We start from the raw sequence: 21767 nt of genomic DNA on the forward strand, positions 1-21767 counted from the left end.
CAATGCATTACTAGCTGCAACCGCTTGGAACATGAAGAAAATGATGGAACTACTGAAACAGAAAATTATTTTCTTATTTTATAAGATACAAATTATGCTTTTTTCTAATCCTGTTTTTAAAAATAAATTAAATAGTGGGTTTTGTTAAGGAACGACTAAATACTTAAGTAAATAAAAGAAAATAGAGTAAAGATTAATGACTTAAAATCTATGATTTAAACTGTATTCTAAAATTATTCAAAGTACTTATTAAACAAAAAATCCCGATTCATTTAGTTGAATCGGGATCATTTATTTTAAGAAAAATCTTAAGCTTGAACGTTGTTTCCTCCTAATACGAAAGGCTCAACTTCTTTGATTTCACCAAACTGTTGCTCGTAGTTAGCAACATTTTGCTGAAGTGCAGCTAAAACTCTCTTTGCGTGAAGAGGTGCTACGATAACTCTAGATCTTACTTTCGCTTGTTGTACACCTGGCATCAATTGGATGAAATCCAATACGAATTCTGAAGGTGAATGGTTTACTAAAGCTAAGTTCACATAAACTCCCGCTGCTACAACTTCATTAAGTTCGATGTTGATGTTGTTTGGATCTTGGTTTTGATTGTTGTCCATTTTGGTTTTGTTATTTTTTTATTTAAAATTTGAGGTTGTGAAAATATAAAAAATAATTCCAAACCTCAAATTTCATTTTAATTAATTTTAGTTGATGTCTTCAAATTCTTTTCTAGAACCTACGATTACATTTTGGTAATCTTTAAGACCAGTACCTGCAGGGATTCTATGTCCTACAATTACATTTTCTTTAAGACCTGTCAAGAAGTCGATTTTTCCAGAAACAGCTGCTTCGTTCAATACTTTGGTAGTTTCCTGGAACGATGCTGCAGACATAAATGACTTAGTCTGTAATGCCGCTCTTGTAATACCTTGTAGTACAGAAGTTGCTGTTGCAGGAAGTGCTTCTCTTACTTGTACCAAAGCAAGATCTTCTCTCTTCAGTTTCGAGTTCTCATCTCTAAGTTCTCTAGCTGTAATCATCTGTCCTGGTTGGAATACTTTAGAATCTCCAGCTTCCACAACTACTTTAAGACCAAATACTCTGTTGTTTTCTTGTAAGAAATCGTATTTGTGCTCCAAAGCACCTTCTAGGAATTGTGTATCTCCTCCATCCACAATCGATACTTTTGTCATCATCTGACGAACAATAATCTCGAAGTGTTTGTCATCGATTTTCACCCCTTGAAGACGGTAAACCTCTTGAATTTCATTTACTAGATATTCTTGAACCGCAGTTGGACCTTTGATTCTTAAGATATCGTCTGGCGTGATAGAACCGTCGGAAAGTGGACCACCTGCGTACACGAAGTCATTTTCCTGAACCAAGATTTGGTTTGATAATTTAACCAAATATTTTTTGATTTCTCCTGTTTTAGCCTCAACGATCAACTCACGGTTACCTCTCTTGATTTTACCGTAAGAAACTACACCATCAATCTCTGTAACAACCGCTGGGTTGGAAGGATTTCTAGCTTCGAATAATTCGGTAACTCTTGGAAGACCTCCGGTGATATCCCCTGCTTTTGCAGATTTTCTTGGGATTTTGATAAGGACTTTACCAGACTTAATCTTTTCACCATCATTTACCATAAGGTGGGCTCCAACAGGTAAGTTGTACGCTTTTTGCTCTACACCTTTTGCATCTACAACTTTAAGCGTTGGTACCGCTTTTTTATTTCTAGATTCGGAGATTACTTTCTCTTCGAAACCTGTTTGTTCATCAATTTCCAATACAAAAGAGATACCTTGGATAATATCCTCATACTCTACTTTACCAGAAGTTTCTGCAATGATAACCGCGTTATACGGATCCCATTTAGCAACAAGGTCACCTTTTTTCACTTTATCACCTGGTTTCACAAATAGCTCGGAACCGTAAGGAACGTTTGCAATCATGATTGGCGTTCTAGCTTCGTTATCTGCTACCAATCTAAATTCGGTTGAACGAGAAACCACGATATCTGTTTCTTTTCCGTCTTCGCCTTCAGATTTAATAGTTCTAACTTCGTCCATCTCTACAATACCATCACGTTTTGCAACGATACTAGGATTTTCTGAGATGTTACCTGCAGTACCCCCTTGGTGGAAAGTTCTCAATGTTAACTGAGTTCCCGGCTCACCAATAGACTGTGCTGCGATTACACCAACAGCTTCTCCCATGTGGATACCTTTACCTGTTGCAAGGTTACGTCCGTAACACTTCGCACAGATACCTTTTTGAGCTTCACAAGTCAATGGAGAACGAACTTCAACAGCTTCGATTCCCGCTTCCTCGATTTGCTTAGCAACCGCTTCTACGATTAACTCGTCTGCGTTCGCAATCAACTCATCAGTTTCTGGGTGATAGATATTATGAAGAGAAACTCTACCAAGAATTCTCTCAGCAATTTTTTCTACAATATCATCATTTTTCTTAAGTGCAGTAATCTCTGTACCTCTAAGAGTTCCACAATCTTGTTCTGTAATGATAACATCTTGTGCAACGTCTACCAATCTTCTAGTCAAGTAACCAGCATCGGCAGTTTTAAGAGCGGTATCCGCAAGACCTTTACGAGCACCGTGGGTAGAGATAAAGTATTCCAAAATTGACAAACCTTCTTTAAAGTTTGCAAGAATTGGGTTTTCGATAATCTCAGCACCAACAGAACCAGCTTTTTGTGGTTTTGCCATCAAACCTCTCATCCCTGATAACTGACGGATCTGCTCCTTAGAACCCCTCGCACCAGAATCAAGCATCATATATACAGAGTTGAATCCACCTTGATCCGTCTTCATTCTGCTCATAATCATTTCGGTAAGGCTGGCGTTGGTATTTGTCCAAACGTCGATCACCTGATTATAACGCTCTGTATCTGTAATAAGACCCATGTTATAGTTAGCCTTGATTTCGTCTACAGTTTCGATAGAAGTTGCGATCATTTGTTTCTTCTCAACCGGGATTACAATATCACCTAATGAGAAAGAAAGACCTCCTTTGAATGCATTAGCATAACCAAGATTCTTCATATCATCCAAGAACTTAACCGTAGTTGGGAAATCTGTATCTGCCAATACTTGACCAATTACATTTCTAAGAGATTTCTTAGTCAACAATTCATCAATATAACCTGATTCTTTAGGTACAATTTGGTTAAATAAAATTCTACCAACTGTTGTAGGGAATAACTTGGTTGTGATTACGCCATTTTCTTTGATTGGAAGACGACATCTTACTTTTGCATTAAGAGAAACTTGCCCCTCTGCATAAGCAATTTCTACTTCTTCCGGAGAATAGAAAGCAAGACCTTCGCCTTTTACTTTCATTGTATCCGTAGAATCTAGTTGTTTGGTCATAAAATATAGACCCAAAACCATATCCTGAGATGGTACTGTAATAGGAGAACCATTTGCAGGGTTAAGGATATTTTGAGAACCTAACATCAATAATTGAGCTTCCAAAATAGCTTCTGGACCTAGAGGTAAGTGTACCGCCATCTGATCCCCATCAAAATCGGCGTTGAAAGCCGTTGTTACCAATGGGTGAAGTTGGATTGCTTTACCTTCGATCATCTTAGGTTGGAATGCTTGGATCCCCAATCTGTGAAGCGTAGGTGCTCTGTTCAGAAGAACAGGGTGACCTTTCATCACGTTTTCTAAGATATCATAAACTACAGGCTCTTTTCTATCGATGATTCTTTTAGCTGATTTTACAGTTTTTACAATACCTCTCTCAATCAATTTTCTGATGATAAACGGTTTGTAAAGTTCAGCAGCCATATCTTTAGGAATACCACACTCGTGAAGTTGAAGACTAGGTCCAACGACAATTACCGAACGTGCAGAGTAATCTACCCTTTTTCCTAATAAGTTTTGACGGAAACGACCTTGCTTACCTTTCAATGAATCAGAAAGTGATTTCAATGGTCTGTTTGACTCCGACTTAACCGCAGAAGATTTTCTTGTATTATCGAATAGTGAATCTACTGATTCCTGAAGCATACGTTTCTCGTTTCTCAAGATTACTTCTGGAGCTTTGATCTCCAATAATCTCTTCAAACGGTTGTTTCTGATGATAACTCTTCTGTAAAGGTCATTAAGATCAGAAGTTGCGAAACGTCCTCCATCCAATGGAACCAATGGTCTTAGTTCTGGTGGTATAATAGGAAGAACTCTCATAATCATCCACTCTGGACGGTTAATCATTCTTGTATTAGCAGCTCTAAGTGCTTCTACAACGTTCAATCTCTTAAGTGCTTCTGTTCTTCTTTGTTTTGAAGACTCGTTGTGAGCTTTGTGACGAAGATCGAATGATAAAGAATCAAGATCGATTCTCTTCAACAATTCTTCAACAGCTTCCGCTCCCATTTTCGCAACGAATTTGTTAGGATCAGAGTCATCAAGATATTGGTTCTCGATAGGAAGAGTTTCCAATACATCAAGATATTCTTCTTCTGTAAGGAATTCTTTATCCTCGAAATCAGAACCATCTGCTTTCTTAGCAATACCTTGTTGAATCACAACATATCTCTCGTAATAGATAATCATATCCAATTTCTTGGACGGGATACCTAATAGATAACCAATTTTGTTCGGTAAAGAACGGAAGTACCAGATGTGCGCAACAGGAACAACCAAACCAATGTGTCCGATTCTTTCTCTACGTACTTTTTTCTCGGTAACTTCTACACCACAACGGTCGCAAACAATCCCTTTGTAACGGATACGTTTGTATTTTCCACAAGCACACTCATAATCCTTTACAGGACCAAAGATTTTCTCGCAGAACAAACCATCTCTTTCTGGCTTGTGAGTACGATAGTTGATCGTTTCTGGTTTTAGAACTTCTCCTCTCGATTCTTGAAGAATAGATTCTGGTGAAGCTAAACCAATAGTGATTTTATTAAATCGACTAGTTTTATTTTTATTTGACATTTTTTTTAAATTTGAGATTTGACATTTGAAATTTGAGATTATAAATCCCTACTTTTTTCTAATTTTTGTTTGAAACCTGCGTACAGAATTTCAAATTTCAAATAAATAATTTCAAATGGAATTTATTCCTCAAGTCTTACATCAAGTCCAAGACCTTGCAACTCGTGAAGTAATACATTGAAAGATTCTGGAATACCAGGTTCTGGCATTGCTTCTCCTTTCGCAATCGCTTCATAAGTTTTTGCTCTACCAATCACGTCATCTGACTTAACAGTCAAGATTTCTCTAAGGATGTTAGATGCTCCAAATGCTTCAAGAGCCCAAACCTCCATCTCTCCAAATCTCTGACCTCCAAATTGTGCTTTACCTCCTAACGGCTGTTGCGTAATCAATGAGTATGGTCCGATAGAACGTGCGTGCATCTTATCATCTACCATGTGTCCTAGTTTCAACATGTAAATCACACCAACTGTAGCTGCTTGAGTAAATCTCTCTCCTGTACCACCATCGTAAAGGTGTGTGTGACCGAATTTAGGAAGACCTGCTTTATCTGTATATTCGGTAATCTCATCTAGTTCTGCTCCATCAAAGATTGGTGTTGCAAACTTAAGTCCTAGCTTAGTTCCAGCCCAACCAAGAACAGTTTCGTAGATCTGACCAATGTTCATACGAGAAGGTACCCCAAGTGGATTCAATACGATATCTACTGGTGTTCCGTCTTCTAAGAATGGCATGTCTTCTTCACGTACGATTCTTGAAACGATACCTTTGTTACCGTGACGACCCGCCATTTTATCACCAACATTCAGTTTACGTTTCTTAGCGATGTAAACTTTAGCTAGTTTGATGATACCTGCTGGTAACTCGTCTCCGATAGACAATGCAAATTTCTCACGGTTTTTAACACCAGAAAGATCGTTGTATTTGATTTTATAATTGTGAATCAATTGTTTGATCCATTCATTTTTATCAGAATCAACTGTCCAATCTGCACCACTAATGTTGTTATAATCTTCAACGTTTTGAAGTAATCTCAATGTGAATTTAGTTCCTTTACTGATTACTTCTTCTTCAAGATCATTTTGTACACCTTGAGACGTTTTACCAGAAACTAGAGTATTCAATTTTTCAATCAAAGTATTTCTAAGAGTATCGAACTTAGCTTTGTAAGTATTTTCGATTTCTTCTAACTTGATTTTCTCTTCGCTTCTTTTCTTTTTGTCCTTGATATTTCTAGAGAACAATTTTTTGTTGATTACAACTCCTCTTAATGAAGAATCTGCTTTCAACGAAGCATCTTTTACATCACCAGCTTTATCTCCGAAGATTGCTCTAAGAAGTTTTTCTTCTGGCGTTGGATCAGACTCCCCTTTTGGTGTAATTTTCCCAATAAGGATATCACCAGGCTTCACTTCTGCTCCGATACGTATCATACCATTCTCATCAAGATCTTTGGTAGCTTCTTCAGAAACGTTAGGGATATCAGCTGTCAATTCTTCCATACCTAATTTGGTATCACGAACTTCAAGAGAATATTCGTCAACGTGGATTGATGTAAACCAGTCCTCACGAACTACTTTTTCATTAATCACGATAGCATCCTCAAAGTTGTAACCTTTCCAAGGCATGAAGGCTACCACAAGGTTTCTACCCAATGCTAACTCTCCGTTTTCAGTTGCATAACCGTCGCAAAGAACCTGACCTTTTTCTACTACATCACCTACTCTTACGTTTGGTCTCAATGTAATAGTTGTACTCTGGTTGGTTTTTCTGAACTTAGTTAGTTTATAAGTTTTAGTAGCAGAATCGAAGTTAACTAAGTCGTCTTCCTCGCTTCTTTCGTACTTAATAACAATTTTCTCAGCATCCACATATTCTACAACTCCAGAACCTTCTGCGTTGATCAAAACTCTTGAGTCTCTAGCTACTTGTTTTTCCAAACCTGTACCTACAACTGGTGCTTGAGGTTTCAATAATGGAACAGCCTGACGCATCATGTTAGATCCCATCAATGCACGGTTCGCATCATCATGCTCCAAGAACGGAATCAATGAAGCTGAAATACCAGAAATTTGGTTTGGCGCCACATCAATCAAGTCTACTTGTTGAGGCTCAACTACAGGATAATCTCCATCTAGACGAGCAATAACTCTATCTGTACTGATGCTTCCATCATCGTTCATCTCAACGTTTGCCTGAGCAATTACTTTATCTTCCTCATCCTCTGCATTAAGATAAGTAGGAGCTGACTCTAAATCAACTTTACCTTCTTCAACTTTTCTATAAGGCGTTTCTATAAATCCAAGACGGTTGATTTTTGCAAACATCCCAAGTGAAGAGATCAAACCAATGTTTGGTCCCTCTGGAGTTTCGATTGGACAGATACGACCATAGTGAGTATGGTGAACGTCACGAACCTCGAAACCTGCTCTTTCTCTAGATAAACCACCAGGCCCTAGTGCAGAAAGTCTACGCTTATGCGTGATTTCTGATAGTGGGTTGGTTTGATCCATAAACTGAGAAAGCTGGTTGGTACCAAAGAATGAATTAATAACAGATGTCAATGTCTTAGCATTAACCAAATCAACTGGTGTAAAGATTTCGTTATCTCTAACGTTCATTCTTTCTTTGATAGTTCTAGCAATTCTAGAAAGACCTACACCAAACTGTCCAGACAATTGCTCACCTACAGTCTTGATTCTTCTGTTTGACAAGTGATCGATATCATCAACTTCAGCCTTAGAATTTACCAACTCAATCAAGTGTTTTACGATAGAGATGATATCTTCTCTCGTCAACACTTGGTTTTCTTGAGAAATATTAAGACCTAATTTTTTGTTCAATCTATAACGACCAACTTCACCTAACGAATATCTCTGCTCTGAGAAGAATAATTTTTCAATAATTCCTCTTGCAGTTTCCTCATCCGGTGCATCAGCATTTCTTAACTGACGGTAGATATATTCAACCGCTTCTTTTTCTGAGTTGGTTGGATCTTTTTGTAAAGTATTTTGGATGATAGAGAACTCGTTGCTATTTTCTTTATGAATCAAGATTGACTTAACGCCAGATTCTACAATAACATCAAGGTGTTCTTTTTCAAGAATCGTTTCTCTATCCAAGATGATTTCGTTTCTTTCGATAGAAACTACCTCACCTGTATCCTCGTCTACGAAATCTTCGAACCAAGTGTTCAATACTCTCGCAGCCAAAGTTCTTCCTTCTACTTTTTTAAGGGCAGCTTTGGAAACTTTCACTTCCTCTGCAAGGTCGAAGATCTGAAGAATTTCTTTATCAGACTCATAACCGATTGCTCTTAATAATGTAGTTAAAGGTAATTTTTTCTTACGGTCAATATACGCATACATTACGTTGTTGATATCCGTAGTAAACTCCATCCAAGATCCTTTGAAAGGGATAATTCTTGAATAATAAAGTTTAGTTCCGTTAGCGTGGTAAGTCTGTCCGAAGAACACACCCGGAGATCTGTGTAACTGAGTTACAATAACACGTTCCGCACCATTAATAATGAATGAACCAGAAGGTGTCATATAAGGAACTGGACCTAAATATACATCTTGTACAACAGTTTGGAAATCTTCATGTTCCGGATCTGTACAGTATAATTTAAGTCTAGCTTTTAGAGGAACGTTGTACGTTAAACCTCTCTCAACGCACTCATCGATAGAGTAACGAGGAGAATCTACCAGATAATCTAAGAATTCCAAAACGAATTGGTTTCTGGAATCTGTAATTGGAAAATTTTCCTGAAATGTTTTGTAAAGCGATTCTTTTTGTCGCTCTTCAGGAAGTGTGTCTAGCTGGAAAAACTCCTTGAAAGACTGGATTTGGATGTCCAAAAAGTCAGGAGTTTCGATTTTACCTTTTGCAGAAGAAAAGTTAATTCTCGGAGTTCCTTGAACTTTAGGAGCGGCCTGTGTTTTACTCATAAAATTATAAGAAAAAGGGTTAAAAAATATTTTGTTTTAAAAAATATCAGACTAGATTTAAAATAAAGATTCAGGCTTTTTGATTTTTGGCGCTATCAGAATAAACCTTAAATCCCTAATTATCAATCTTCTCTAACTGCAACACCGGTATATCTTTTCACGACGTAATGCAAAATATTTTTATATCTAATGACGAAATAAAGTATATATAAACAAGAAATTCCCTTCCATAAAATGAAAGAGTTATAAATTGATTACAATATATGAAATTATTAGCGCCAAAAGATTTGCAAATTTATATAAAATAATTGACATATACAAAAAAACCACTTCACAAAGAAGTGGTTTAGAAATATTTAGATTTAAAATCTTAAGGCTTAGTCCAGAAAGTCCATTCTCTACCGTTGTACAAAGCCAATTGCTGTGTTCCGGTCACATAGACCATCATTCCAGCTGCTGGATTGACGATATCTGTGTGAGAATTAACTCTCGGTAAGATCATCGCTTTATTTGTATCCCCTAAGACCAAAATCCCAGAAGTTGTATCTGTAGCCGGCGTTCCACCAATCAAAGTTTTTGCAGTTGCATTCTCAGTATTTGTATCTGGAACGTTGGGTGTTGTTGGCGCATAGGCCCCAGCTGATAAATCTCCCCAGGTAGTGACAGCAGTTGCATTAGCTGTAGCAGCAGTTCCGAATTTAACTTTCTGATCAGTACTATCAAAAATTATAGTTCCTGGAACTGCAGAAGTTACACCTGCTGCAGAAGTCACCCAAGGCAATACAACTCCTCTCACGCCTCCAGCTGCATTTCCAAATTCTAAGGACACTGTTGCGTTAGCCGCTGTATATGGACTCGCTTTACCAATAGTAACTTGAGCAAAACTAAGGTTAGAAACTAAAATTATTAGAGATGTTATATATGTTTTCATCTTAATTATGGATTTGAATCATTACAAGTTTGTTTAGTATAACAGTTCCAAGATGTCCCGTCATAAATCTTAAGACAATTGACAGTTGTGTCATACACCATCATTCCTGTTACTCCAATAATAGAGGTCAATGCAGAAGTTGGAACTCTGTTGATAACGAAACCTTTTGTTTTCGCATCTAACACTGTATATGCTCCGTTCACTCTAACTGGCCATTCACCAGTATTACTTCCCGCTCTAGCAAGAGCAGTAATACCGTGATTAGTAGGCAATGTTGTTCCTGTAGTAGTAGCAGGTCGGAAACAACGATCACAATCTGGATCTCTTACAAGACTATCTTGAGAACTTCCAAAATTTTGACCAATATCAGCCGTTCCATCTGTATTATCAGAAATACCTGCTAAGTTGGATGGGTTTGTAGTTGTATTCAAGTTACTTCCTGCAACATTCACCAATTGAGGAACTCCGTTAGCCCCCGTAGATGTACTAATGATTTGAGCCGGAGTACCCGTTGTTGTGCCATTATAAGTCACTTTAATTTGACCACGGTAAGGATAATTCGCATCTGTTGTAGGTAGAGATAATGAATGGATGTGAGTTCTTCTCACAAATTCTGATCCCTCCAACGCATCTGCACAACCATCATTGTCTGAATCTACATCCAAATGATTAGGCGTTCCGTCATTATCTGAATCCAGTTCAAGTGGCAAATCTGAACATAAACTATTAAATCTTATTCTTTGATCATTACTAAAAGCTCCTGTAGACGCTGTATATCCAAAATAAACTTTGCTTACACCACCAAAATAACTTGTAATTGGGGTTCCTGCTGGGAATGTATATGTACCCGCATTAATGCCATCTAAAGTGTAGGATAATGTCTTAGTAGCAAAATTCCAGTTTACAACAATATTATGATATAATCCGTCTTCAACATTGCCTAAATCTGTAGCAGTTGTCAACAAACCTGCACCACTTTGATTACTAGACACCCAAATCTGGCCATGATCATTCGCAATATCACCAACTCCAGTACCATTATTAAAGGTATCGATTTCTAATACAATACCGTTGGCAATTCCTCGCGCTCCAATACCAATACCTTGATCTCCTGTAGCGTTAACTCCTGATGGAGAATTATGAAATACAGTTGCAATACCATCTGCACCAGCTGCATCTTTTGTCCCAAAATACGCACTATAAGAAATTGTGAAACTTTTCGCAAAATCTACTTTACCATAACTCCAAGCATTACCACCTTGACTCCCAGCATCTGGGGTTAATCTAATTTCATTCGTAGCCAATTGAGAAGCACTTCCATTAAGTTTGAATATAGTACTTACCGAAGAATTTGGGCCAAATCCGTTTTCGATACAATCTAAAATACCATCATTATCATCGTCAAGATCTAAATAATCCGGAATGGTATCTTTATCAGTATCTTTTTCTACAACAACATTTACACTACAAGCAGTGGTGCTTCCGTTAAGGTTAACGCTTATTGTTCTTGTTCCCGAACTCCCTCCTCCATCATATACAAGAGGAACAGAAATAGAAGTGGTTGTAGAGGTTATATTAGCAGTATATGAGCTGTTAAAATTAGCTCCTATTATATTGATAGTATATGTCCCAGGTCCATAAACATTAGTAATTGGAATATTAAGAGATCTTACACCATTGCTTGCTACTCCCTCTACAAAAGGAATTGTAGTGGATGATTGTGATATACCGTTACAGGTTAAAGTAAAGGGAACATAATATGGAACGCTTGCTAAGTCTAAATTGGAAAAAGAGCTAACGGTATATGTAGCAACAGTTGTTGAAACACCATCAAACATGTTAATTCTTCGAATAACTATAGTTCCAGCTCCATTAACTGAAGTGGCAATATATACATAACCTTGTAAATATGCCATTCCCTGAATCCCCGAATCTGTAGGTAAATTTGCAAAACTCGCACTACCTGAGATAGGAGCTGAGATTGCTTTTTCTGCAACTCCTGTAGCAATAGATATTTTAAAAAGATATCTATTTGAGCCATTATTAATAAATGTATAAATATTATTTTGATAATCAAAGAAAGTATCCGTTCCAAACGTAGTTCCATTATTCCAGTCAGTATCTGTACTGGTAATAGGTATAGCAGTTCCGGATGGATAAATTCGGTAAAGAGTCTTGGTACCAGATCGGAAACCATAAACATTTCCAAAATAAGGACCTGGAACGTTATTGGTTGCTATCCCTCCAATTTCTACACCAGGAATAGTAGTTCCAGATATAGCAGTTCCATTTTTATACAATGTAGAACCTGCTGCAATATTAGAATTAATGAAAACAAGTGTTGATGGATTCCCGCCAGGCTGATCATAACCAACAGCTAAGTTGCTTATATTTGAAGGTGTTCCACTTGAATTAGGTATTGTTATAGGTGTTGGCAAAGCTCCACCTGATAATGATGTTATATCATAAACTCTACCAGTTGACACCGTTGATAAATAAAGTTTGTCAACAGCTTGAGAAAAAAGAAAGTGATTACCCAATAAAAAAGCCACTATAATTAAAAATAGATTTAATTTTTTCATAAAAGATTATTATTAATAAATATATAATTCGCCTTGGAAAATTATTCCCAAAGAGAATACCTAGTAAAAAACGTATGATCAATTAAATCTGCGGCGGTGGTCTTACAGAAAAATCAGCAACTTTATTCTGTAATCTATTAATATTATGCGATAAAAGAAAATTGCTTAGATATAAGAACTCTAGCAATGAACTACAATCATTACAGTAGTTAATTATACATTGCTTTGCATTATAATAATCATTACTGGGAGAAATGAAAGGAATATTTCCCAAAGCGTTTCCTGTAAGAAACCGAGTACCGTTAAGACCATTAGAAATTTTCAGCGCAATTTCTTTCTCGGGTAAATCCGATATTTCAATAGTCTTCTTCTTGGAAACTAGGAGCTTTTTCTCTGGCTTAGCCCTTTCAAAGTTTTGTTTTGTAGAAGACTGTACATCAGAATTTTTCGCAATAATTCTTATTTCATTATCTTTAAATCTAATAACTTTGGAATATTGCTGTAGGTTTTTGTTATTTGATATTTGCTCATTGAACGCTTCGTCTTTTGAATAGATACAGGCATCTCCAACGACAGCGATATTTGCTGTGGTGAGAGAGTCTACATGAATTTTCTGAGCAGAAAGTGTAAAAAGTGAAAAAAAAGTTAATAAAAAAGATAAATGCCAGCATTTTGGTAATATAATGGCACAAAACTTTATTTTCTCAGGGAAAGGAAATAAATTTTTTTTCACTTTGCAAAGGTAATAAAAATAATTACTTATTAACGAAATATATTTAAACTTAACATAAGCATAAAAAAAGCGGTAAGTCCTAGACTTACCGCTTATAATATTATTGAGTAAATGATTACTTCAATTCTACTTCAGCACCAGCTTCTTCAAGTTGCTTTTTAAGCGCTTCAGCTTCGTCTTTAGATACACCTTGCTTGATTGGAGCAGGAGCACCATCTACGATGTCTTTAGCTTCTTTAAGACCAGCACCAGTTAAATCTTTTACCAATTTAACAACAGCTAATTTAGAAGCACCAGCTGATTTAAGAATTACGTCGAATTCTGTTTTTTCTTCAGCAGCTTCACCTGCACCACCTGCAGCAACTACTACTGCAGCAGCAGCTGGCTCAATTCCGTACTCATCCTTAAGGATAGCAGCTAATTCGTTTACGTCTTTTACTGTTAAGTTTACTAGCGTTTCAGCTAAATTTTTTAAATCTGACATTGTTGTAATGTTTTTTGTTGATTATTTATCTATTTTTTTGAGTGTAATTATTCAGCAGCTGGCGTTTCGTCAGTGCTTTCTGCAGCTGGAGCTTCTGGAGCAGCCTCCGCAGGAGTTTCTTCTACTGCAGGAGCAGCAACTTCTTCAGTTGTAGCTTCTCCAGCTTCAGATTTGTTTTGAAGAGCAGAAACAACTCTTTGGATTGGAGATTGAAGTAATCCGATGATTTCACCGATCATTTCTTCTCTAGACTTGATGCTTACTAATGCGTCAAGGTTCTCATCACCAACATAGAAAGTTTCTTGAACGAAAGCTGATTTAAGAGCTGGTTTCTCTTCTTTCTTTCTGAAATCTTTGATCAATTTTGCTGGCGCGTTAGCCGTTTCAGCAATCATCAATGCAGAGTTTCCTTTGAAAGTTTCGAACATCTCAGCGTAATCTACACCTTCGATCTGTTCCATTGCTTTTTGAAGCAATGTATTCTTCACTACTTTTACTTTGATATTTTGTTTGAAAGCTTGTCTTCTGAAGTCAGAAGATCTAGCAGCGTTCAAACCTTGTAGATCTGCTACATAAACTACTTTTGCATCCTGAAGCAAGTCTTTGATCTCTTGTATCGCTACAACTTTTTGGTCTTTTGTCATTGTCTTAAGGATTATAATTAGTTAACAGATTTAGTATCAATTGCAATTCCAGGACTCATTGTAGAAGAGATGAAAATACTCTTTACATAAGTACCTTTAGCAGCAGTTGGCTTCAACTTAATCAAAGTAGAGATCAATTCTTGAGCATTTTCTTTGATTTTAGCAGCATCGAAAGATACTTTACCAATACCTGCGTGGATAATACCGTATTTATCTACTTTGAAATCGATTTTACCAGCTTTTACTTCAGCTACAGCTTTACCAATTTCCATCGTTACAGTACCAGATTTAGGGTTTGGCATAAGACCTCTTGGTCCTAAAACTCTACCTAATGGTCCTAATTTACCCATTACAGCTGGCATAGTAACGATAACGTCAACATCTGTCCAACCTTCTTTGATTTTTTGCAAATACTCATCAAGACCTACATAGTCAGCACCTGCTTCTTTAGCTTCAGCTTCTTTATCTGGAGTTACCAAAGCCAAAACTTTGATATCTTTACCAGTACCGTGAGGAAGAGATACAACACCTCTTACCATTTGGTTAGCTTTTCTTGGATCTACACCTAATCTAACAGCGATATCTACAGACGCGTCAAATTTTGCGAAATTTACTTCTTTTACCAAAGCAGATGCTTCGTCAAGATTGTAAATTTTGTTTTTTTCTACTTTACTTAAAGCTTCTTTTTGCTTTTTTGTCAATTTTGCCATTTCTTTAAGTTTTAAGCGTTAGTTGGTTTAGCTCCTGTTACTCTCAATCCCATAGATCTAGCAGTACCAGCTACCATAGAAATTGCAGGTTCAACAGAGAAACAGTTAAGATCACCCATTTTGTCTTCAGCAATTTTCTGAACTTGAGCCCAAGATACAGCACCTACTTTGTTTCTATTAGGTTCTCCAGATCCACTCTTCAGTTTTGCAGCTTCCAATAATTGGATTGCAACTGGAGGTGTTTTGATGATGAATTCAAAAGATTTGTCTTCATACACCGTGATAACAACTGGCAAAACTTGACCAGGCTTATCCTGCGTTCTACCGTTGAATTGTTTACAAAACTCCATGATGTTCACACCCGCAGAACCCAAAGCTGGACCTACTGGTGGAGAAGGGTTAGCAGCGCCACCTTTCACCTGAAGTTTTACCATTTTAAAGACTTTTTTAGCCATTTTAATGTTTGATTAAATTAATAAATAATGAATGTGGAAGCATTTATTATTCAACATAAGTTACTTCGCATAAAAGTGAACTTATATTTCGGTTTGCAAAATTATAAAATATTTTTGAAATAGCAATACCTAACTTACTAAATTTCAGAAATTAAATAATGAAAATTAAATATTATCATTAATGAAGTAATAACTGATTACTTTTAAAATAAAAATACCGCTCATTTCTGAACGGTATTTTATAATATTATAAAAGTATTAAACTTTTTCTACTTGCATAAAGCTCAATTCCATTGGTGTTTTTCTTCCGAAGATAAGAACAGAAACTTCGATTTTCTTTTTGTCTTCAAGAATCTTTTCAATAGTTCCATTGAAACCGTTGAAAGGACCATCGATTACCTTTACATTTTCTCCAACAACGAAAGGAATCTCAACATCTGTAGCAAATTCTGAAAGCTCATCCATTCTTCCAAGCATTCTGTTAACTTCAGATTTCCTCATCGGAACAGGCTCACCTCCTTTTGTAAGACTTAAAAAAGAAATAACTCCTGGAATGTTTTTAATTACGTGAGGAACCTCCCCTACTAAATCAGCTTCTACCATAAGGTATCCAGGATAATAAGGCTTTTCTTTTGGAACTTTTTTCCCATTTCTAATCTGGATAACTTTTTCCATAGGAATTACAACTTGAGTAACATAAGCATCCATTCCAAGACGTTGGATTTCGTTCTCAATATAATTCTTAACTTTATTTTCCTGTCCGCTAATAGCTTTCAGCACATACCATTTCGATTCGCTCATAAGGAAAGTAATTTTAAATTAGTTAAATAGATTAATAAACGTCGCAATAAAATTCTTGATAGTTACACTAAACAAAGAATCTACTCCAAATGTAAATAAAGCAAGGATTACAGTAGTCACTGCTACAACAATCGTAGAAGACTGCAAGTCTGGCCATTTTGGCCACTCCACTTTATCTTTAAATTCTGTATAAGAACCTTTTAAAAAATTAACTAATGAGCTCATTATTTTATTTTTGCACGGGCACAAGGATTCGAACCCTGATCAACGGTGTTGGAGACCGGTATCCTACCATTGGACGATGCCCGTAGATTAAAAAGCTCCGCAAGAGTTCCTTGCGGAAGCTTTATTTATTGTAAGACGATTAGTCTAAGATTTCAGTTACCTGACCAGAACCTACTGTTCTACCTCCTTCTCTGATCGCAAATCTAAGACCTACGTTAAGAGCGATTGGTTGTAGCAATTCTACAGTAATCTCCAAGTTATCACCCGGCATTACCATTTCTACACCTTCTGGCAAGAAGATCTCACCGGTAACGTCTGTAGTTCTTACGTAGAATTGAGGACGGTATTTGTTGTGGAATGGAGTGTGACGTCCACCTTCTTCTTTAGAAAGGATATAAACAGAAGCTTTGAATTTTTTGTGTGGCTTAACTGAATCTTTCTTAGCGATAACCATACCTCTCTTGATGTCAGTTTTTTCAATACCTCTCAACAATAGACCTACGTTATCTCCAGCTTCACCTCTATCAAGGATTTTTCTGAACATCTCAACTCCTGTAATAGTAGAAGTCAATTTTTCATCACCCATACCAACGATATCAACTGGATCTCCAGTGTTGATAACACCAGCCTCGATTCTACCAGTTGCAACAGTACCTCTACCTGTAATAGAGAATACGTCTTCGATTGGCATCAAGAAAGGCTTATCTGTATCTCTTGGTGGTTGCTCGATCCACTCATCAACAGCATTCATTAATTCTTCAACAGACTTGAACCATTTATCGTTAGTATCAACAGTAGCAGCAGTAGCAGCAGTAAGAGCTCCTAATGCAGAACCTTGAATTACTGGAGAGTTATCACCGTCGAAATCATAAGTAGACAACAAGTCTCTCAATTCCATTTCAACAAGTTCTAACAATTCTGGATCGTCTACCATGTCAACTTTGTTCATGAAAACAACGATTCTAGGTACGTTTACCTGACGGCAAAGTAGGATATGCTCTCTAGTTTGAGGCATTGGTCCGTCTGTAGCAGCACATACAACAATAGCACCGTCCATCTGAGCAGCACCCGTTACCATGTTCTTTACATAATCCGCGTGACCTGGGCAATCAACGTGAGCGTAGTGTCTTTTTTCAGTTTCGTACTCGATGTGAGCAGTATTGATAGTAATACCTCTTTCTTTTTCTTCTGGAGCAGAGTCAATTGCAGAGAAGTCTTTTTTCTCAGCAAGACCTTTGCTAGCTAATACAGCAGAAATAGCAGCTGTAAGAGTAGTTTTACCATGGTCAACGTGACCAATAGTACCAATGTTCAAGTGTGGTTTTGAACGATTAAACGTTTCCTTTGCCATGATTTTAATATTTAATTTATTTAATATTGTTTTTTTTCGGTCTGCAAATATAATGAATTTTTGAATATCAAAAATTATTTTGAATAAAAAATAATAATATGAATTTCAATTTAAAATAACTTAAAACAATCCATCAAGTACACTCCTCAATCGGAATACAAATTTACATTGAAAAAACATAAAACCTATTCCAAAAAAACTCTAAAAAGAATCTTCTGAGCCAACTACGGGATTTGAACCCGTGACCTCTTCCTTACCAAGGAAGCACTCTACCCCTGAGCTAAGTCGGCGTAAAAAAAAATCACATCCCGTAAGGTTTGTGATTTCTTGAGCGAAAGACGGGGGTCGAACCCGCGACATTCAGCTTGGAAGGCTGACGCTCTACCAACTGAGCTACTTTCGCATTTTTGTTACCAAAAAAGGTTGGTTTTTATGGGTGCAAATATAAAACATTATTTTGATATTTGCAAATAAAAAAATGTGGGGAGAGCAGGATTCGAACCTACGTAGCCGAAGCAGCTGAGTTACAGTCAGCCCCATTTGACCGCTCTGGTATCTCCCCAGTATTTTTTTTTGAGCCTCCAGAGGGATTCGAACCCACGACCCCGAGATTACAAATCACGTGCTCTGGCCAACTGAGCTATGGAGGCATTTAGATTTAAAAAGAACTTCTTTATTTCCGCTTGCGGTTGTTTCCGTTTTGCGAGTGCAAATATGAAACTTTTTTTTCGAACCTGCAAATATTTTTTAAAATATTTTTTTGTTTAATCTAAATGATTCGCTTAAACAAAAAGGTTTCAAAACAAAGATCATATTTCTGCATCGCGGTTGTTTCCGTTTTGCGAGTGCAAATATGATACTCTTTTTTGAAACCTACAAGTATTTTTTTAGAAAAAACATATTTTTTTTCTAAGCTAATTCTTTTTTCTTGATTAGCAGTTTCTTAGCTGTTTCTACAGCATCATCTAAACTTTCCTCAAAACTAGCACACGTCTTCTTTACTACTATATCATTGCCCGGAATCTTCACAACAAGCTCAGTAGTTTTATTTTCTTTTTCTGAAGTATTTTCTACTTTAAGGTAAACCGCAGCTTCTACAATTTTGTCATAAAAAGTTTCTAGCTTGGCTAATTTTTTCTCAATTCTTTCTTTTAATGGTTCGTGAGGTGTTACCCCAACAGTCTGAATTGTAATTTTCATAACGTCTGTTTTAAATGGTTAAACAATAAAAATGTAAATATTTACTTCATATTATTTTTTTAGCTTCTCTCGGGTGTGCATTTTTATAAACCTCCTTGAGCTTTTCTATATTCGCACTTGTATATACTTGCGTACTGGCTAAACTAGAGTGTCCTAATATTTTTTGAACCTTGGATATTTCCGCACCTTGATTCAAAACGTGGGTAGCAAAAGTATGCCTCAGAATATGTGGACTCTTTTTCTCTTTAGAAGTAACTACACTAAAGTACTTATTAACGACCAAATACACAAACTTTTCGCCCAGTTTTTTCCCTTTTTTATTAACGAAAAAATAACGCTGGTTTTCTGAATTAGCCTTACGAACATTAAGATACAATTGAAGATCTAATAGCAATTCATCTGCAATAGGAATTATTCTAGCTTTGTTTCCTTTACCAATTACTAATATTTCTTTTTTGGAAAAATCAACATTCTCCAACAAAAGATCACATAGCTCTGCTTTTCTAATCCCGGTTTGATATAAAGTTTCTATAATTAACTTGTCAAGCAATGTCATACTACCCACTTCTTCTACCTCCGATTTCATTTGATCCATTTCTTCAACAGAAAACGGGATTCGTTTTTCTGCGTAGAACTTAAGTGAGTCTATAGTCTCCATAGGAGAAACTTTAATTTCTCCCACACGAAGCATAAAGACGTAAAAACTTCGCAGTGATGACAATTTCCTATTAATACTTCTTTTACTAAGTCCGGAATTACTCAAATCTACAATAAAGTTTTTAATTACTTTTTTATGTACGTGGACAATATCTTCCGAAGCTTCAGTTTTTAAAACAAAGGTTGAAAAATCTGACAAATCTTTTTTGTAGTTGATCAACGTATGTGGAGAATATCGTTTTTCTACCTCAATGTAATCCAAGAATCTTTCTATCATAGGTCTATAAATGCAAAATCACTTCCAAATATAGAAATTCGGAAGTGATTTTTATTATGTTTTGCTAAAAAAAGAACCTTAAGCTTGTTCTTCTTTGCTCAAGTTTCTTTGTTTATGAGCTGCTTTAAGTTTAGCTTGTCTCAAAGTTACAGAAGGCTTAATAAATTGTTGTCTAGATCTAAGTTGTTTTACAACTCTAGTTTTATCAAATTTTCTTTTGTACTTTTTTAAAGCTCTATCGATAGACTCTCCGTCTTTTACTGGTATTATTAACATAATTTACATCTCATTTTGAGGTGCAAAAATAGAAATTATTTATTAATCTACAAATTTTTACGGTTTTTATTTTAGAAATTTATATTGGTGTGATATTTTAACGCAAAGCCCGCTAAGATTTTTTGACATTATAGAAAATATTTTTAAGGTTCGCTAAGGCGCTTTTGCTCAGCAAAGGTATAATCATCATTCCGTAAAAATCCCCGCGATTTAGATTCCTACGGAATGACAAACTTGTATTTTTTAGTTGAATGTTAAATGGATGACAAGTCCCCTAGCCCCGATAGTAACGGCATCCTTTTTTGTCATTGCGGAGAGAAATTTCTAAAGATTACCTCACTTCGTTCGCAATGACAAAAAAGATATAGTGGATAGCGGGATTAAGCTCCTAAAAAACATTTAATCAAAAAAAACTCCCGAATAAATCGGGAGTCTGTTATATCTTATGCTTTGATGTACAAAGCGTTTTTGATTTCTTCTTTCACCTTGTCCACTTTCGGGAACCATTCCGCAAATAATGGTGCTGAATATGGTGCCGAAGCATCTGGTGTAGTGATTCTCTTGATTGGCGCATCCAAATAGTCAAATGCTTTTTGTTGAACCATATAAGTAATCTCCGTAGAAATAGAAGCGAATGGCCAAGATTCTTCCAAAATTACCAATCTGTTGGTTTTCTTCACAGACTCAAGAATTGTATCGTAATCCAAAGGACGGATTGTTCTAAGATCGATAACTTCTACAGAAATACCTTCTTTTTCTAAATCTTCTGCAGCCTGCAAGGCCACTTTCATAATCTTACCGAAAGAAACTAATGTTACATCTTTTCCTTCTTTTTTGATATCTGCTTTTCCGATTGGGATATAATATTCTTCCTCAGGAATTTCCATCTTATCGCCATACATCTGCTCAGACTCCATAAAGATTACTGGATCGTTATCTTGGATGGCTGACTTCAAAAGTCCTTTTGCATCATAAGGATTGGAAGGAACAATTACTTTAAGACCGGGACAGTTGGCATACCAGCTTTCGAAAGCTTGAGAGTGCGTTGCTCCCAACTGACCTGCAGAACCTGTTGGACCACGGAAAACAATTGGGCAATTCCATTGTCCGCCACTCATCTGATAAATCTTTGCAGCGTTATTGATAATTTGATCGATAGCAACCATCGAGAAGTTGAAAGTCATATATTCTACAATCGGACGATTCCCGTTCATTGCAGCGCCAACAGAAATACCTGTAAAACCAAGTTCTGCGATAGGTGCATCGATGATTCTTTTTGCACCAAATTCATCTAACATCCCTTTAGAAGCTTTGTAAGCTCCGTTATACTCTGCAACTTCTTCTCCTACAAGAAAAATAGACTCGTCTTTACGCATTTCTTCGCTCATCGCTTGAGCAATTACTTCACGAAATGTATGTTCTTTCATTTTGAAAAATGTTTCTTTTAAATTTTGAATTACAAAAGTATTAATTTTTTTGTTATGCTGATAATAAAAAAAGGCTCCCAAAAGGAAGCCTGCATAA

General features: G+C 36.4%; 17 protein-coding genes and 5 tRNA genes. All 22 read right to left on the reverse strand.

Features of this window, described 5'->3' with window-relative positions; all coding sequences use genetic code 11:
• Positions 1-308: 308 nt before the first annotated feature.
• A complete protein-coding gene (locus tag DRF58_RS00710; RefSeq protein ID WP_027384121.1) occupies positions 309-614 on the reverse strand; it encodes a DUF3467 domain-containing protein in 306 nt (101 codons plus the stop codon).
• A gap of 87 nt (positions 615-701) precedes the next feature.
• On the reverse strand, positions 702-4967 hold the full coding sequence (rpoC, locus tag DRF58_RS00715) for a DNA-directed RNA polymerase subunit beta' (protein ID WP_116031714.1): 4266 nt from the start codon (positions 4965-4967) through the stop codon (positions 702-704).
• A 122-nt stretch (positions 4968-5089) separates the two neighbouring features.
• Entirely contained in the window at positions 5090-8917 is a 3828-nt protein-coding gene (rpoB, locus tag DRF58_RS00720; protein ID WP_116031717.1) for a DNA-directed RNA polymerase subunit beta, read from the reverse strand.
• 370 nt (positions 8918-9287) lie between these two features.
• Complete coding sequence (locus DRF58_RS00725; protein WP_116031718.1) at positions 9288-9848, reverse strand: hypothetical protein; 561 nt, start codon at positions 9846-9848, stop codon at positions 9288-9290.
• A 5-nt stretch (positions 9849-9853) separates the two neighbouring features.
• Complete coding sequence (locus tag DRF58_RS00730; protein WP_116031721.1) at positions 9854-12430, reverse strand: L-type lectin-domain containing protein; 2577 nt, start codon at positions 12428-12430, stop codon at positions 9854-9856.
• Between the two features lie 82 nt (positions 12431-12512).
• Positions 12513-13163 (reverse strand): hypothetical protein, encoded by a 651-nt coding sequence (locus tag DRF58_RS00735; protein WP_116031722.1) that lies wholly within the window; start codon positions 13161-13163, stop codon positions 12513-12515.
• Positions 13164-13278: 115 nt separating this feature from the next.
• Entirely contained in the window at positions 13279-13647 is a 369-nt protein-coding gene (rplL, locus tag DRF58_RS00740; protein ID WP_116031725.1) for a 50S ribosomal protein L7/L12, read from the reverse strand.
• Between the two features lie 47 nt (positions 13648-13694).
• Positions 13695-14291 (reverse strand): 50S ribosomal protein L10, encoded by a 597-nt coding sequence (rplJ, locus tag DRF58_RS00745; RefSeq protein ID WP_116031727.1) that lies wholly within the window; start codon positions 14289-14291, stop codon positions 13695-13697.
• A 17-nt stretch (positions 14292-14308) separates the two neighbouring features.
• On the reverse strand, positions 14309-15001 hold the full coding sequence (gene rplA, locus DRF58_RS00750; protein ID WP_116031730.1) for a 50S ribosomal protein L1: 693 nt from the start codon (positions 14999-15001) through the stop codon (positions 14309-14311).
• Between the two features lie 11 nt (positions 15002-15012).
• Positions 15013-15456, reverse strand: coding sequence for a 50S ribosomal protein L11 (gene rplK / locus DRF58_RS00755; protein WP_116031731.1), 444 nt, complete (start codon positions 15454-15456; stop codon positions 15013-15015).
• 258 nt (positions 15457-15714) lie between these two features.
• Positions 15715-16257 carry a transcription termination/antitermination protein NusG gene (gene nusG / locus DRF58_RS00760; RefSeq protein ID WP_116031734.1) on the reverse strand — a complete coding sequence of 181 codons (543 nt, stop codon included), beginning with the start codon at positions 16255-16257 and terminating at the stop codon, positions 15715-15717.
• Positions 16258-16275: 18 nt separating this feature from the next.
• The gene (secE, locus tag DRF58_RS00765) at positions 16276-16482 is read right to left on the reverse strand and encodes a preprotein translocase subunit SecE (RefSeq protein ID WP_074236638.1); all 207 of its coding nucleotides are present in this window, start codon (positions 16480-16482) and stop codon (positions 16276-16278) included.
• Between the two features lie 13 nt (positions 16483-16495).
• Positions 16496-16566, reverse strand: a tRNA-Trp gene (locus tag DRF58_RS00770).
• A gap of 55 nt (positions 16567-16621) precedes the next feature.
• On the reverse strand, positions 16622-17833 hold the full coding sequence (gene tuf, locus DRF58_RS00775; RefSeq protein WP_116031735.1) for an elongation factor Tu: 1212 nt from the start codon (positions 17831-17833) through the stop codon (positions 16622-16624).
• A 218-nt stretch (positions 17834-18051) separates the two neighbouring features.
• Positions 18052-18123: transfer RNA gene (locus tag DRF58_RS00780), tRNA-Thr, on the reverse strand.
• Between the two features lie 40 nt (positions 18124-18163).
• Positions 18164-18236 (reverse strand) — tRNA-Gly (locus tag DRF58_RS00785).
• Between the two features lie 78 nt (positions 18237-18314).
• Positions 18315-18395, reverse strand: a tRNA-Tyr gene (locus DRF58_RS00790).
• A 14-nt stretch (positions 18396-18409) separates the two neighbouring features.
• Positions 18410-18483 (reverse strand) — tRNA-Thr (locus DRF58_RS00795).
• A 259-nt stretch (positions 18484-18742) separates the two neighbouring features.
• On the reverse strand, positions 18743-19033 hold the full coding sequence (gene hpf / locus DRF58_RS00800; protein ID WP_074236639.1) for a ribosome hibernation-promoting factor, HPF/YfiA family: 291 nt from the start codon (positions 19031-19033) through the stop codon (positions 18743-18745).
• A gap of 46 nt (positions 19034-19079) precedes the next feature.
• Complete coding sequence (locus DRF58_RS00805; RefSeq protein ID WP_116031738.1) at positions 19080-19967, reverse strand: tyrosine-type recombinase/integrase; 888 nt, start codon at positions 19965-19967, stop codon at positions 19080-19082.
• A 78-nt stretch (positions 19968-20045) separates the two neighbouring features.
• Complete coding sequence (gene rpsU, locus DRF58_RS00810; RefSeq protein WP_116031740.1) at positions 20046-20243, reverse strand: 30S ribosomal protein S21; 198 nt, start codon at positions 20241-20243, stop codon at positions 20046-20048.
• A gap of 443 nt (positions 20244-20686) precedes the next feature.
• Positions 20687-21670: a pyruvate dehydrogenase complex E1 component subunit beta gene (locus DRF58_RS00815; RefSeq protein ID WP_116031995.1), complete on the reverse strand. Its 984-nt coding sequence runs from the start codon at positions 21668-21670 to the stop codon at positions 20687-20689.
• Between the last annotated feature and the right edge of the window lie 97 nt (positions 21671-21767).

This window comes from Epilithonimonas hispanica (assembly GCF_003385395.1).
Lineage (GTDB): Bacteria > Bacteroidota > Bacteroidia > Flavobacteriales > Weeksellaceae > Epilithonimonas > Epilithonimonas hispanica.

Bases quoted from the DNA above. Each gene is read 5' to 3' on its own strand.
- DRF58_RS00710 (WP_027384121.1), bottom strand. From the start codon at position 614: ATGGACAACAATCAAAACCAAGATCCAAACAACATCAACATCGAACTT.
- rpoC (WP_116031714.1), bottom strand. From the start codon at position 4,967: ATGTCAAATAAAAATAAAACTAGTCGATTTAATAAAATCACTATTGGT.
- rpoB (WP_116031717.1), bottom strand. From the start codon at position 8,917: ATGAGTAAAACACAGGCCGCTCCTAAAGTTCAAGGAACTCCGAGAATT.
- DRF58_RS00725 (WP_116031718.1), bottom strand. From the start codon at position 9,848: ATGAAAACATATATAACATCTCTAATAATTTTAGTTTCTAACCTTAGT.
- DRF58_RS00730 (WP_116031721.1), bottom strand. From the start codon at position 12,430: ATGAAAAAATTAAATCTATTTTTAATTATAGTGGCTTTTTTATTGGGT.
- rplL (WP_116031725.1), bottom strand. From the start codon at position 13,647: ATGTCAGATTTAAAAAATTTAGCTGAAACGCTAGTAAACTTAACAGTA.
- rplJ (WP_116031727.1), bottom strand. From the start codon at position 14,291: ATGACAAAAGACCAAAAAGTTGTAGCGATACAAGAGATCAAAGACTTG.
- rplA (WP_116031730.1), bottom strand. From the start codon at position 15,001: ATGGCAAAATTGACAAAAAAGCAAAAAGAAGCTTTAAGTAAAGTAGAA.
- rplK (WP_116031731.1), bottom strand. From the start codon at position 15,456: ATGGCTAAAAAAGTCTTTAAAATGGTAAAACTTCAGGTGAAAGGTGGC.
- nusG (WP_116031734.1), bottom strand. From the start codon at position 16,257: ATGAGCGAATCGAAATGGTATGTGCTGAAAGCTATTAGCGGACAGGAA.
- secE (WP_074236638.1), bottom strand. From the start codon at position 16,482: ATGAGCTCATTAGTTAATTTTTTAAAAGGTTCTTATACAGAATTTAAA.
- tuf (WP_116031735.1), bottom strand. From the start codon at position 17,833: ATGGCAAAGGAAACGTTTAATCGTTCAAAACCACACTTGAACATTGGT.
- hpf (WP_074236639.1), bottom strand. From the start codon at position 19,033: ATGAAAATTACAATTCAGACTGTTGGGGTAACACCTCACGAACCATTA.
- DRF58_RS00805 (WP_116031738.1), bottom strand. From the start codon at position 19,967: ATGATAGAAAGATTCTTGGATTACATTGAGGTAGAAAAACGATATTCT.
- rpsU (WP_116031740.1), bottom strand. From the start codon at position 20,243: ATGTTAATAATACCAGTAAAAGACGGAGAGTCTATCGATAGAGCTTTA.
- DRF58_RS00815 (WP_116031995.1), bottom strand. From the start codon at position 21,670: ATGAAAGAACATACATTTCGTGAAGTAATTGCTCAAGCGATGAGCGAA.